The sequence below is a fragment of the Acinetobacter sp. RF14B genome, from assembly GCF_006864105.1.
GTDB classification, from domain to species: domain Bacteria; phylum Pseudomonadota; class Gammaproteobacteria; order Pseudomonadales; family Moraxellaceae; genus Acinetobacter; species Acinetobacter lwoffii_C.
Genome location: NZ_SMTB01000076.1, coordinates 1 through 14,078, shown reverse-complemented (window position 1 = coordinate 14,078; position 14,078 = coordinate 1). Strand labels below are relative to the sequence as shown.

The window sequence follows — 14,078 nt, the reverse complement described above, 5'->3', positions numbered from 1 at the left end:
CATGAAGGCAAGATTGCAGGTGCAGCGACCGATGTGCTCTCGGTTGAACCGCCTAAAGAGGGCAATGTCCTGCTTGATGCTTCAATTCCGAACCTGATTGTGACGCCACATAATGCCTGGGGCAGTGTGGATGCACGTCAGCGAATCGTGGACCAGTTGCTGGAAAATGTCGAAGCCTTTAAACAGGGCCAGCCGATTCGGCAGGTGAATTGATTCTCGCCATTTGTGTGCAGCTAAAATTTTCCTGCTACACAAGATGTAAAAAGCCCATGAGGAGCTTTTTTTATAGATCAGTCACCGCATAACTGGTGGCTGCGCCTGCCTGCGGTTGAGCTTGTGGCATAGTTGGACTTTCGGTCACTGTTGACGACTGGCTTAAAGGTTGCTGTTGAATGGGTGCAGGCTGTTGAGGATTGCCACCCCACACCTCTTTAGTTTGCTGAATTTTTTGATTGGCCTGTTGAGCAGCCTGCTGGGCGCCCTGATCTACTTTTTGTACCGTATCAGAGGTTACGCTCTTGGTATTGTCCCAGGCACGATCGACCCCCGGCTTAATTTTGGCAATACCTTTTTCAGTCACTTCACCGACTTTTTCGGCAGTATGGATTACGCCTTCCTGCGCTTTATAGGCAAACACATGCAACAGGTTCGGGTTTTCACCATAGGGTTTAACCGGTTTAGCGGGCTGAGTCGTGGTCTGTGCAAATGCCGGTATAGACAGCATTAAAGCTGCGCTTAAAAGAAGAGGAGTTTTGATATTCATTATGGAGCGACCTCGAATTTGTCTAAGAATGGTCTGAGTTTGTTTTTAGTGTAGCGGATGAAGGGTTGAAAACAATGAATATCCTGTGAAGAAGATATTAAAATAGAGAGATCCAAAGCATTGTCATTTTTATACTAAAGAAAAAAGAGGAAGAAATAATTTTAAATTTTAGGCGGCTTAAAGAAATAGCCCTATTTTTTTATCAAAATAGGGCCATCCATTTACTCACATTGGCTCAGGGCATCTTTCGCGAAATGTTCTCTTAAGGTGACAAAGTTCTTTTGTACACCTGCGTCATGCAGATTGAATTTTTGCGCGGTACTGGTGCCGTCGCGCTGGAAAGTTGCCGAACCGGCATCCATCAAGGTCATGCCTTTAAATGACCATTGTTCAATAATGCGGTTATTTTCAATATCGCCTGTAAATTCAATCACACACTTATCGAGGAATTTGGTCAGTTTTGCCTGATTGTTGGTGGTTTCAGGAGATACGTCGAGGTTTTGTACTTCCTGTAAGACGCCAACTTCAAGCTGCGGAACTTTGGGTGCAGATGTACACGCTGTAAGAGCAATACTCGCAAGACCCGTCAAAATAAGAGCTTTAAATTTCATATGATTCTTTCTTGTTGAGTGTTGTTGAGTTGAGTATAGGGAATATAAAGTGAAATGCCTATATGTTTTGCTATCTGCAAATGAAAGAGAAAAGTATTCAATATACTTTTCTCTATGAAAAAAAATATGTCTATTACAGCTCTTTAGATTTATTTTGCTCTAAAAAAAATTTAATTTCTTCAATTTCATAAGCTGGAATTTTACGATGAATCATAGCATGGCAATTTGCACAGACAGGTATTAAATCATTTATTGGATCTAACTCATATTCTTCTCTTATTTCGGAAAGAGGTTTTTTATGATGAACATGAATAAAGTTTTTTCCAATTTCACCGTAAGTCTTTTCAAAGTCAAAACCACAACATTGGCATTTATATTTCCAATGTTTTAAGCACTTTTTACGAGCCTCGGGGTTTCGTTCATAAGCATTAATAGTGATCTGTTTAATACTACCTTCTTTATAGACAGTATCGTTCGAAATAATTTCATCTTGAAACGGATTGAAGGCTAAGGAATAACTTAAACTTTCATTAGTATTAATTTGTTTTAATTTATACTTATCATGCCACTCTGAAACTATTTCTGAGTTTTGAAGCAATTCCTTTGAAAAATAATTCACCATATCTTCAGCAATAGATGAAATAGGCTTACCAGAATTTTTTGATATTTTTTCAAAGGTCGAATTATATTGATCTATCAATACCTTAACAATTTTATCTTGATGTACTGATTCCCGCTGTATCAATAAGGAGTCTATTGTCTCGGCAATAATTGGAAAGTAGATTTTCTTTTCAAATAAGATTGAGCTATTTTCTTTATTAATTTGACTTAAAATTTTGTGAAAAATCGAGGCTGGAATAGCATTTCCATTACCTTCTGGTGTCCAATGTATATTAGGATCAATCTTATCTAACTCTTCTAATGAAATTAGAGGATTTAGTGATAATTTTTCAAATTCAAGATCCACAAAATTAACTTGTTCTATATTTTTAATAACATCTTTATCTTTATAAACATTAGAAACAATTTTTCCAAAACCGATTATTCCCTTATCACTTTTTTCTAAATTGCCTAATTTTACTAATAAGAAATTATCTCCATATCCAATCTTATGTTTACGATTAGTTTTCCACTTATGGATAGGTTTTTTATCAGGAATTTGAGAGATCATTTCTTTAATATTTGGCCAATTCCAGCGATCCGGATTCCATGCGAATAAATATGTGTTCATACTTCATTTGATATTAAAAACCCCGCTAATGTTATAGCGGGGTTTCATGTATTTTACAACCAATTGGGCTTTAGTGTAGAAGCACCGAAATATCTGCAACTTTCGTGAACAGATCACGGAGCTGAGCAAGCAGACGTAAACGGTTTGCTTTTAGCTCAGCATCATCCGCCATGACCATGACACCGTCAAAGAATGCATCGACTGGCGCACGCAGGGCGGCCAATGCAGACAAGGCAGCCGTGTAATCCTTAGAAGCAAATAGCGGCTCAACCACTGGTGTGATTTTCGCAAGTTCAGCGAATAATGCTTTTTCAGCATCTTCCACCAGATTTGCTTCAACAACTTCACCAGCAGGAGCAGCCTCTTTGGCAAGAATATTCGCAACACGTTTGTTGGCAGCAGCTAGAGCAGCAGCTTCAGGCAATGTACGGAAGTGATTAACCGCATTGACACGCTTGTCAAAATCCAGCGGGGATTTTGGTGTCAACGCCTGAACCGCTTGAATCACGTCAACAGCAACGCCTTTGTCTTCATATTTGGCACGGTAACGACCTTCAAGGAAGGCAACAGCATCGGCTAGAGTCTTCGCCGGATCTTTCAGTACAGCGCCGTAGGCAGCCAAAGCCAGTTTGATCAGTTCTTCAATTGAAACATCCAGCTCATTTTCAGTCACCAGACGCAGGATACCAATCGCAGAACGACGCAGTGCAAACGGGTCTTTAGAGCCAGTCGGTGCCTGACCAATACCGAAAATCCCCGTCAAGGTATCTAAACGGTCCGCCAGGGCAATCGTCGTACCGGTTTTGGTTTTCGGTAAAACGTCACCTGCAAATTTAGGTAAATATTGTTCACCTAAAGCTTCTGCAACTTCATCATTTTCGCCTTCAAGACGTGCGTAGTAAGTACCCGCAATCCCTTGAAGTTCAGGGAATTCGCCCACCAGCTCAGAGGTCAAATCGCATTTTGCCAGCAGCGCGGCTTTTTCAGCATCAGCAGCATTTGCACCGGTAATGGGCGCCAGTGCCACAGCCAGTTTGGCGATACGTGCAGACTTGTTCCAAAGCGTCCCCAATTCTATCTGGAAGATCATATTGGCCAGTTTCTCTTTACGAGAAGCCAGTGGCTGCTTCTGATCTTGCAGGAAGAAGAATTCAGCATCAGATAGACGCGGACGAACAACTTTCTCGTTACCTTCAATAATCTGGGCCGGATCTTTAGATTCGATATTCGATACAGTAATGAAGTAAGGCTGTAATTTATTTTCAGCATTTACCAGACAGAAGTACTTCTGGTTGTCCTGCATGGTGGTGATCAGCGCTTCTTGCGGCACGGTCAGGAAGCGCTCTTCAAAGCTGGCACGTAAAGCCACCGGCCATTCAACCAGCGCAGTCACTTCATCACGAAGGTCGCTTGGTACAATTGCAATCGCATTCACTTCATCCGCCAGTGCTTTGACTTGCTGGTCGATAATGGCTTGGCGCTCTTCAAAAGACGCCACAACGTAAGCTGCTTTTAACTTTGGAAGATATTCTTCCGCATGGGCCAGAGTAATCGCTTCAGGCGCATGGAAACGGTGACCATAGCTCAGGTTACCGGCTTGGTGGTCCTGAATAGTCGCTTCAATCACTTGATCATCTTTGAGCAATACCACCCATTTCACTGGACGTACAAACTCGGTACGGCTTGCCGCAGAGCGCATACGTTTAGCGATAGGTAAGTTGTCCAGCGCATTTTGTAGAATTTGCGGTAACAGCGCATCCAGGCTTTGACCTTTGACATCTTTGTAGTAGCACACTTTTTCAACTTTACCGGCCTGAAAAGTAGAGACCTGATCAACGCTAATCCCTTGACCACGCATAAAGCCTTCTAGGGCTTTCGTCGGTTTGCCTTCTGCATCATACGCCGCCTGTACAGCAGGACCATCAAAACGTTTTTGTGTATCGGCTTGCGCAGCGTCAACATTGACAATTTTTAAAGCCAGACGACGGGGCGCTGCGTATGCTTCGATAGAATCAAAAGCCAGTCCAGCATCGTTTAAGCCTTTTACAGTTTCTGCTTGCAGCGCATCACGTAATTTTTTCAGGCTTTTTGGTGGAAGTTCTTCACAGCCAAGTTCAAATAAAATGGTATGTTTAGACATTATTTGTTCTCCGCTGATTTTTCTGCTTGGGCTGCTTCTGCTTCCACTTGGGCTTTTAATTGTGCCAAGACTTCATCACGCAGATGCGGTTCAGCCATTGGGAAGCCCAGTTTGGCACGTGCAGCGACATAACTTTGTGCAATAGAACGTGCAAGCGTGCGTACACGTAAAATATAGCGCTGACGCTCAGTCACCGAGATTGCACCGCGTGCATCGAGCAAGTTAAAGCAATGAGATGCCTTGATGACTTGTTCATAAGCAGGCAATGGCAGTTCAGCTTCAATCAGGCGAGATGCTTCAGCTTCATAAAAGTCGAACAGATCAAGCATCTTCTCGATCGGGGCATATTCAAAGTTATAAGTCGATTGCTCTACTTCATTTTGATGGAATACATCGCCATAAGTCACTGTACCGAACTGGCCTTTGGTCCAGACCAGGTCGTAAACCGAATCTACCCCTTGTAAATACATGGCCAGACGTTCCAGACCATAGGTGATTTCACCCGTAACCGGGTAGCATTCAACACCGCCAACTTGCTGGAAGTACGTGAACTGCGTCACTTCCATACCGTTGAGCCATACTTCCCAGCCTAAGCCCCATGCGCCCAGTGTTGGCGATTCCCAGTTGTCTTCCACGAAACGGATGTCGTGTACCAAAGGATCAATCCCAATCGCTTTTAAAGAATCCAGATAAAGCTGCTGGATGTTGTCCGGGTTGGGTTTTAGTACCACCTGGAACTGGTAGTAGTGTTGCAAACGGTTCGGGTTTTCACCATAACGGCCATCTTTGGGACGGCGTGAAGGCTGTACATAGGCCGCGTTCCAGGTTTCAGGACCCAGCGCACGCAGGAAGGTTGCAGTGTGGAATGTTCCTGCACCCATTTCCATGTCGTAAGGTTGTAACACGACGCAGCCTTGCTCCGCCCAGTAGTTTTGTAAGGCAAGAATTAAGCCTTGGAAAGTATCAATATGCGATATGGCGCGACTCATGGTCATCCACTTAAAATTAGAGAAAAATTGTGCTCAATTATAAGGACTTTGCCGGAGTGTGGCAAAGGTTTAAGCTCTGATCCCTGTTTTTAAATCGTTTATGCGCTGCCTGATTTCAAATGCACAGTTGGGATGGTTTTTTAGCCAAATCGCTAAACATCCAGGTAAAATCCAACAGCGTTTTATGATCAAAAGGTTCTAACTCGATAGTAACTTTTGGTTCATACATTAAGCTAAATCTTTGTGCAAATCTCAGTACAAGAGGATGAAAATTCTGTAATTCTACATGAATGATCGTGATTGACTCTTTGAACCTGTTCTCCATTCTCACTATGACGAGTAGCTGTTCTTCAGCCTTCATCTGACAAAAACGCATAATTTTTTCAGTGAGATCCGGCACAGGCAGGAAGATAGTGAGGTCTTTTACTTGAGCTAAAAGATTGATCAGTTCAGCTTGAGATAATAGTTTCTGAGTGGAATAGAAAAGAATGGTGAAAATTTTTAAGCGTTAATTGTATTTTATATGATTTTAAATTACTGATATTTATTGGTTTTATTTTAAGCATTGTTGTATCAGTAAAAAAAATCAATTTAGAAAAGATATAAAATGAATACATCTTCAATAACACTTGGTTTTATAATACGCAAAATTTGTAAAAAAATCAGACCAGGCAAAGCGTGTTTCACTCAAATCTCGAATGGCTTAATACCTTAAAACCCAATTTTAAAGTTCTTCCTTTTAAAGATCGTTTGTTATGTGGAATCGGTGCATTGCTGGGTCTTGGAGTATCCTCCCTGCTGAGTTACTGGATACTGGGAGACTTTGAGGCTTGGTATATTGCGCCGATGGGTGCGTCTTCGGTCCTACTTTTTGCTGTTCCAGCCAGTCCCCTGGCACAGCCCTGGAACATTATGGTGGGAAATACCATTGCTGCGGTGATTGGTGTGACCTGTGCCTTGTATATTGCCAATCCGACCGAAGCCTTTAGTCTGGCAGTGGCTCTAGCAATTATCCTGATGATGACCACGGATTCCCTGCATCCACCCAGTGGTGCGGTGGCTATTACAGCAGTACTGGGCGGTAGTGCGGTACATGAATTGGGCTATGCCTTTGTTTTTTATCCGGTACTGCTCAATTCGGTCTTGTTGATGGTGATTGCAATTATTTTTAACCGGATGATTGGCAAGCGTTATCCACAGCAACAGGCCCAGCTGAATACTCGCTCCAAAGACCCAACACCGACCCAGAAAGTGACAATTCGGCCGCAAGATATTCAGGACGTGCTGGACCATCAGACCGAGCTGCTGGACATTAGTGAATATGATTTGCAAAAGATTATTTTAGAGGCACAAGACCTGGCCAATGCGCGTGCAGTTACCCAGTTCAGCTGTCAGGATATTATGACCAAGGATGTGGTCACATTGCATGAAACAGATAATATTCAGCATGCTCTGGACAAGTTTAAGCAGATGAACCTGATGAGCCTGCCAGTGGTCAATGCCAATGAAAAACTGGTCGGAACCCTGGCGATGTATGAGGTGGTGGAATGGTTGAAGCACGCTGGTGATCTTCGCAGCAGCTGGGAACATCCGGTCAAAAACATTATGACCCGTAAGGTGGTGACAGTGCAGCCCTTGCAACCGATTCAGGATCTGGTGCCTTATTTTGTTGAACGTTCTTTTAATTATATTCCAGTGGTGAGTGAGCAGCAGCTGGTGGGGATTATTAGCCGGGCCGATATTATTGCCGCCTTAAATCAGGAACTGAACCATTTTAAAATGAAAGCTTAGACACTCAATTGCCTATAGCAGGGATGAGGCCTGTATTTTATTGAGTCTGCTTATCAGCCAGTTTTATAGAATTTGAGGTGTAGAAAAAAACAGGGCTTATCTTTTTGCAAACTAGAACAATTTGGAGACGTCCATAAAAAAGCACACCGGAGTGTGCTTTGGTCTATATTTGAAAAGATAGATTAAATAAAGAACCAGTAAATAAATAGGGAAATCAGGAAAATACACATGATGTTCAGGACAAAGCCTACTTTCATCATTTCACTTTGCTGGATATGACCGGTACCAAACACAATCGCATTTGGCGGGGTGGCTACAGGTAGCATGAAGGCACAGGAAGCACCGATACCAATTACAATCACCAGAATTTCTTTAGGCATACCCATTTGGGCAGCAATGGCGGCAAAGACCGGAACCAGAAGTGCGGCAGAGGCCGTATTACTGGTAAATTCGGTCAGGAAAATAATGAAGGTTGCTACCACGAAAATAATCAGTAGTGGAGAGGCATCGCCAAAGGCATTGGCCAGAGTCTGACCCAGCACCAGTGAACTGCCTGAATCTTTCAGAACGGCACTTAATGTCAGGCCACCACCAAACAGATAGAGCACGCCCCAGTCGGTATTCTCTGAAATCTGTTTCCATGTCGCGGTGCCCAGAATGACCACCATACAAGCTGCTAAAATGGCAATCCAGGTATCGGGTTGACTGATTCCAAAGTTTTCCGTCAGCTTCTTGCTGAAAATCCAGGCGGTTGCAGTACATAGGAACAGAATCATGGTGGCGATACGGGTGCCGGTCCAGGGAATATCTTCAGTGATAAACTGGACTTTATGATTCAGTTTTGGACGCAGCACCAGATACAGACTGACCAGCATGGCAGGTAGGATAATCAGCATCATCGGTAAACCGATTTTCATCCAGTCGGCAAAATCATAGTCGAGCGCCTTGGCCGCAATCGCATTGGGCGGTGAGCCAACCATGGTGCCAAGACCGCCAATACTGGCGGAATAGGCAATCCCGAGCAGAATAAAAACAAAGGTTTTGCGTTCATGCTGCACATCCAGATGTGCAAGTAAGCCCAGTGCCAGCGGTAACATCATTGCTGCGGTGGCAGTATTGGAAATCCACATGGAAAGCAAGGCGGTAACGATAAAAATTGCCAGCACCGAGACGCCAAGATGCCCACCGGAGAGTGAAATAATCCACATAGCAATTTTCTTGTCGAGTTTCTGGATATGCAGCGCCGTTGCCAAAGCAAAACCGCCGAAGAACAGGAAAATTACCGGATCAGCAAACGTGGCCAATGCTGCCTGAGTTGTGATGGGAACCAGTTCCTCACCCGAGGCCATCGGCATGCCCAGCAGTACCGCCAGCACGGGAACCAGTAGTGCAGTAATCGTAATATGTAAGGCTTCGGTCAGCCATAAAATACCAATAAAGATTAATAGGGCTAAGCCCTTATTGGCATTTTCATCATAGGGCAAAATGTTATACAGACCATAGGCAATCAGGGTGGAAAGAATAATCAGAATCCAACCCTTACGGCTTCCTTTGGGCATGACATTGGTCGGGGTGGTTAAATTAACACTCATACAATCTCCTTACTCCACATTTTATTTGAAAGAATTTGTCCTGGTTATTATTGATCTAATGTAATGGATATTGTCCTGAAAAATATACTACTTAATGAGTAGCGCAGAATGTTGTAATAGTGCAGTACTTTGCCAGAGTGCATGCAGGCCAAAGATCAGCAGCAGTCCTAAGACCAGAGATCTAAAATGTTGTGGTGATAGCCGATGGCGAATCTTTCCGCCTATCCAGACGCCGGCCAGCGCAAATGCTGTAATCCAGACTAAAATATACTGCTGTTGGGGATTGAGCTGTAGCAGGAGAGGGAAGAGCACACAGAGCTGCACCAGTTTACTGACAATAAAATTCAGGTTGCTGACCATCACGACTTCAGTGGTAGAAATCTTGCAGCTCAGCAGATACATCATTAAAAAAGGGGCCATGGCATTGGTGGCCCCGCCAATTGTCCCTGCCAGCAGACCGAACCCGAGCATGCTCCATACAGTAGGGCTGACCTGAAAAGGCTGGTGGCGCAGCTGGTCCAGCACATAAAACAGGATTACTGCACCGAGCAATAATTTAAGATAGCCCTCATTCAGCCAAAGCAGTAATTTTACACCGAGCAGGCTGCCCAATAGGCTGCTCAGAATCAGTGGCCAGTATTTTTTAAAATGATAAGTGATGCTTGCGAGCATCCCCCGGGAAGGATCGGCTTTGAGTAAAATCAGGTTAAGCAGCAGGCAGGGCAGAATGACCAGAGCGATGGCCAGACTTAAGGAGTATTGCGCCGAGAGTAACGCCGTACTCATCATTGGAAAGCCAAAGCCGCTTAATCCGTGTAACAGCGCGGCAAATGCACAAAGACATAAGATGATCCATTCTGCCTGCGTCATTGAATATCCATTTCTAGAAATACATGACTAAGTTATAGCGAATCTGCGATAGGGTAAATAGCCTGCTTGAGATCGGCTTTAAAAAATAGAAAGAAAAATCAATAAAAAAAACCGCAATAATTTGGGGGAATTATTGCGGTATAAAGGTTCACCACATTCAATCTGGGTGAAAACTTAAAGGAAAATAAGGGTTATTCTTCCAGCATCAGGTTCTTTTTTGGAATCACCAGCCATAAGACCAGATAAACCAAAATACCCGGAAAGGCCGCACTCATCACCGAGAGCAAAACAAAAATAAGACGTAATAGGGTGACGTTCCAACCAAAACGTTCAGCAATACCGCCCATGACACCTGCAATCATATTGGAGCGGTTCGAGCGATATAAACCAACATTGGTCATACATATCTCCTGAAAAAAATAAGCTTGAATCTTTACAAAATGATTCATGAATTAAAAGATGGAGCTTTTTTGCAAATTTTAAAGCGTATCCTCCCGATTAATTCGTTAAGTAATGTTAATAAAGATTAATTATTTAGGCTCCAGCCTCTAACATAATGAAAAATTCATTGATTTATGTCAAAAATTTATACAACTCTTATAAGCCCTATGGCATATATAGCCCTATTGCGGTGCGTGAAAAGATGAAATCAATTGTGTCAGTTTATGCATTCAATACTTTGAGCCGGCTGGGTCTGGTATTCGCTGGTATAGCGGGGTTGTTGGCCTGTGATCGTCATCAGGTTCAGCCTATGCAGGAAATTGGTGGATCGGAACAGGCCAGTGGGATCAGCATAACGGCGGCCAATACCGTGCCTACAGAGCCGGTGGTCGCCAAGTCCTTGACCCAGATCGCTTCCCAGACCAATTTTCGGGCCGAAACAGCCGGGGAGTCTCAGCCTGTACCTGAATATGCTCAGGATTTTGTAGGACGCTATTGCGCTAAAATTCAGTGTGATGGTCGTTTTGTACCTTGTCTCGAGGGAACAGCTGAATTTATTCTGACTTTATTAGCAGATGGTACAGTGCATCGCAGTATTGTGCAGCATGGTAAAATTTTTATTGATAATTCAAAGAACTCCGATGATGGCAATATCACCTATCGTAAAGATCGCTGGATTGTGAATCCGGAACGTACCGAGCTGATTATCCAGCGTAAAGAAGGTGCCAGCTTTTATTACATTATTAAAAATAGCAATCAGCTGGTGATGAATCTGGAAAAAATTCACAGTGAAAAAGAAACCATCAATCAGGAGTTATTTGAGCGTGGCTATCCGGCACCCTCTAAAGCTTATGTCTTGAGCAAAAAAGATAATTTCCCGCCGCAATAAGCGATCAGACCTTGAATAATGTCATGGGCATCGAAGGGTAAAAGCGGATTAGCTTATTCTGATTGTAAATAAACTTATAAAAATTAATAAGATAAGCGTTATGATCTAAACCGGAATAATCGGTTGATCAATAGAAAATTATTTTGAGGGGGAGAATGGTGGGTCGTCCGCGATTCGAACGCGGGACCAACGGATTAAAAGTCCGCTGCTCTACCGACTGAGCTAACGACCCATTCAAGATATTGCTTTAAAAGCGAAAAGAGCTTCGTATCAGAAGCCTTTAAAAGATGGTGGGTCGTCCGCGATTCGAACGCGGGACCAACGGATTAAAAGTCCGCTGCTCTACCGACTGAGCTAACGACCCATCTCTAGGTACATCAAAATAAATGGTGGGTCGTCCGCGATTCGAACGCGGGACCAACGGATTAAAAGTCCGCTGCTCTACCGACTGAGCTAACGACCCTGAACCAACACTCAAACCTTGTCTGAATGTGCAGTGCAAGAAAAAGAGATTTCCTCAACACCACTTCGTTTTGATGGAGCGTATTGTAGCAAGTTATCAACTGAGCGCAAGTAAAAATTAGCAAACTTGTTGATGTTTGTTTATAAATGCAACAAATTCACTCAATCTCTTTAAAAAATGCACTTTGAAACTAAAAACGGTATTGATAGGCTTGAATATTGTTGAATATTTCTTGAGTCAATTCACAATATTCTGTCGCATTCGGAAGCAAAACCAGCAAGCGTTCATCGGTTTTTTGAGGATCAAACGCCTGTTCTTTAAGCTGGTTTTTCTGGTATTTAAAGGTACCCGTAGTTTCCACTTGCTGCTGGATACGCAAGAACACCGGAATTGCATAAGTAGGCAAGCATTGCTTAAAGGTACTCACCATCTGTTTCAGGTCCTGTTCGTTCAGTTCACTGCCTGGCTGCAGGGTAATGGCCGCCATGCCGGCACGGCCGTTGGTATTGGGGATTTCTACGCCATAGACCACTGCTTCAACGATCTTTTCATATTCGGTCAGCATGTTTTCGACTTCAGTAGTCGAGACATTTTCGCCTTTCCAGCGGAAAGTGTCACCGAGACGGTCTACAAACTGGGCATGCCGAAAGCCGATATCACGCACCAGATCACCGGTATTGAAATAGGCATCTCCCTTAGTGAAAACGTCGGTCATAATCACGGACTTGTTTTTTTCTGGATCGGTATAGCCATCAAAAGGCGAACGACGGGTAATCTTGCCAATTAACAGGCCAGTTTCACCTTTTTTTACCCGTTTGCAGTGACCCTTGGTATCCCGGACTGGTTCATTTCTCTCTTTATCAAATTCGATAATTGCATAGGGCGTGGGCGAAAAGCCGACCGTATTGTCAAAATTAAACACATTACTAAAGCCGACATTGCCTTCGCTGGAGGCATATAGCTCTAGAACTTCTTTAATCCCAAAACGTGCTTTGAACTTGTCCCAGATATTCGGGCGCATGCCGTTGCCAATCATTTTGGTGACGCGGTGGCCGTGTTCCTGCTCCGAAGGCGGTGCATCCATCAGATAACGGCATAATTCGCCGACATATCCAATTGCGGATGCATCAAATTTTTTGACATCTTTCCAAAATGAGGAAGTCGAGAATTTACGCCGAATGGCCAGTGCGCTGCTTCCTGCAATCACGCCACACCAGCACACGACCATCCCCGTGGCATGATAAAGTGGCAGGGTGCAATACATTACATCCTCTTGATTCAGGTTCAGTACATGACCATAGGTGCCATAGGCCAGTGTCCAGCGTCCATTGCTAAAGATGACAGCTTTCGGCAAGCCGGTGGTTCCCGAAGTATAAATATAGAACAGGCCGTCTTTGCCCTGCACTGAGCCGGTGGTAGACGGGTTGAATTTCGGGAACAGGTCAATTTTTTCTGCTAGATTGACAAAGCCTTCGGGTGCCTGCCCAGCATTTGTTTGTGTATCTTGGTCTGCAAACCAGTGGAAGTGACCCGCAGCAATAGCCAGCTCATGCCGGATTTCATCAAGTGCGACACGGCACTCTTCCCCGGCAATCACAGCAAACGGCTTGACCAGGTTGATGCTATGCGCAAGGACTTTGCCAACCTGTGAGGTATTAAGCAGGGCAATGGTCACGCCAATTTTTGCCAGACCAATAACCGTCGCGATGAGTTCGGGGCGGTTTTCGATTATGACCGCCACCACATCGCCTTTTTGTGCGCCTAAGGAAAGATAGAAATGAGCAATCTGATTGGCCCAGGCATTTAAATGCGCATAGCTATAACGCTGTTGTTCAAACAGTAAGGCGTTTCCGTCCGGATTACGCAGGACCGCTTTCTCAAAAGCCATACCTAGACCGGTTGGGGTATTGGGAGTACGTAAATAAGCCTGTTTTAGTCCATGCAGCAGGTTGGGTATTTTATTTAAAAAAGCTGGAATTTTGGCTGCGACATCTGCAATACCAATCAGATCGGGTTGGTTCATCTGGCTCATGATCTTCCTATTTATTTTTCGTATCCACTACATGTGATTTATATGCAATAAACGCTTAACTCTTATCTTTTAACGTTTAAAGTCTAGTGCAATCAACCTATTCTGACTAAATTTAGCAAAAAAAACCTAGTCACCGAAATGACTAGGTTTTTTTATCTTCCTACAATTGGGCGAATTATGACTCAGTTGCAGGATTTGCTTTTTTAGGTGGACGGCCACGTGGACGGCGTGGACGAGCAGCCTGCTTGTCGGCTTTCTCCGCCTCT

12 protein-coding genes and 3 tRNA genes are annotated in these 14,078 nt (G+C 43.8%); 3 read left to right on the top strand and 12 right to left on the bottom strand.

From position 1 onward, the window contains the following. Window positions 1–213, top strand: a 213-nt coding sequence (locus E2K52_RS10980) for an NAD(P)-dependent oxidoreductase (RefSeq protein WP_319922802.1), incomplete at its 5' end; no start/stop codon positions are given. Between the two features lie 70 nt (window positions 214–283). Here the strand turns inward: E2K52_RS10980 and E2K52_RS10975 are convergent. The 5 genes from E2K52_RS10975 to glyQ all read right to left on the bottom strand — a co-directional run bounded on the left by E2K52_RS10975 (window position 284) and on the right by glyQ (window position 5,734). Then, window positions 284–763 (bottom strand): hypothetical protein, encoded by a 480-nt coding sequence (locus E2K52_RS10975; protein ID WP_151205130.1) that lies wholly within the window; start codon window positions 761–763, stop codon window positions 284–286. Window positions 764–984: 221 nt separating this feature from the next. Next, window positions 985–1,374, bottom strand: a complete 390-nt coding sequence (locus E2K52_RS10970; protein ID WP_151205129.1) for a hypothetical protein — start codon at window positions 1,372–1,374, stop codon at window positions 985–987. Window positions 1,375–1,507: 133 nt separating this feature from the next. Continuing rightward, window positions 1,508–2,605, bottom strand: coding sequence for an HNH endonuclease (locus E2K52_RS15285; protein WP_201798519.1), 1,098 nt, complete (start codon window positions 2,603–2,605; stop codon window positions 1,508–1,510). Window positions 2,606–2,675: 70 nt separating this feature from the next. Next, window positions 2,676–4,745 carry a glycine--tRNA ligase subunit beta gene (gene glyS, locus E2K52_RS10960; protein WP_151205128.1) on the bottom strand — a complete coding sequence of 690 codons (2,070 nt, stop codon included), beginning with the start codon at window positions 4,743–4,745 and terminating at the stop codon, window positions 2,676–2,678. Beyond that, on the bottom strand, window positions 4,745–5,734 hold the full coding sequence (gene glyQ, locus E2K52_RS10955; RefSeq protein ID WP_151205127.1) for a glycine--tRNA ligase subunit alpha: 990 nt from the start codon (window positions 5,732–5,734) through the stop codon (window positions 4,745–4,747). The genes glyS and glyQ overlap by 1 nt, the downstream gene beginning before the upstream one ends. Window positions 5,735–6,412: 678 nt before the next feature. On the opposite strand from glyQ, the gene E2K52_RS10950 reads away from it, so the two are divergent. Next, window positions 6,413–7,525 (top strand): HPP family protein, encoded by a 1,113-nt coding sequence (locus E2K52_RS10950; RefSeq protein ID WP_151205126.1) that lies wholly within the window; start codon window positions 6,413–6,415, stop codon window positions 7,523–7,525. A gap of 182 nt (window positions 7,526–7,707) precedes the next feature. Here E2K52_RS10950 and E2K52_RS10945 read toward each other — a convergent pair whose 3' ends face one another. The 3 genes from E2K52_RS10945 to E2K52_RS10935 all read right to left on the bottom strand — a co-directional run bounded on the left by E2K52_RS10945 (window position 7,708) and on the right by E2K52_RS10935 (window position 10,388). Continuing rightward, on the bottom strand, window positions 7,708–9,117 hold the full coding sequence (locus E2K52_RS10945) for an SLC13 family permease (RefSeq protein ID WP_151205125.1): 1,410 nt from the start codon (window positions 9,115–9,117) through the stop codon (window positions 7,708–7,710). Window positions 9,118–9,204: 87 nt separating this feature from the next. Then, window positions 9,205–9,987: a sulfite exporter TauE/SafE family protein gene (locus tag E2K52_RS10940; RefSeq protein WP_151205124.1), complete on the bottom strand. Its 783-nt coding sequence runs from the start codon at window positions 9,985–9,987 to the stop codon at window positions 9,205–9,207. A 191-nt stretch (window positions 9,988–10,178) separates the two neighbouring features. Further along, window positions 10,179–10,388, bottom strand: a complete 210-nt coding sequence (locus E2K52_RS10935; protein ID WP_151205123.1) for a PspC domain-containing protein — start codon at window positions 10,386–10,388, stop codon at window positions 10,179–10,181. 242 nt (window positions 10,389–10,630) lie between these two features. Between E2K52_RS10935 and E2K52_RS10930 the strand changes: the two genes are divergently transcribed. Beyond that, entirely contained in the window at window positions 10,631–11,317 is a 687-nt protein-coding gene (locus E2K52_RS10930; protein WP_151205122.1) for a hypothetical protein, read from the top strand. Between the two features lie 156 nt (window positions 11,318–11,473). Here the strand turns inward: E2K52_RS10930 and E2K52_RS10925 are convergent. From E2K52_RS10925 to E2K52_RS10910, 4 genes are all read right to left on the bottom strand, one after another. After that, a tRNA-Lys gene (locus E2K52_RS10925) sits at window positions 11,474–11,549 on the bottom strand. A gap of 56 nt (window positions 11,550–11,605) precedes the next feature. Continuing rightward, window positions 11,606–11,681: transfer RNA gene (locus tag E2K52_RS10920), tRNA-Lys, on the bottom strand. Window positions 11,682–11,704: 23 nt separating this feature from the next. Further along, a tRNA-Lys gene (locus E2K52_RS10915) sits at window positions 11,705–11,780 on the bottom strand. A 190-nt stretch (window positions 11,781–11,970) separates the two neighbouring features. Then, entirely contained in the window at window positions 11,971–13,812 is a 1,842-nt protein-coding gene (locus E2K52_RS10910; protein ID WP_151205121.1) for a long-chain-acyl-CoA synthetase, read from the bottom strand. Window positions 13,813–14,078 lie beyond the last annotated feature (266 nt).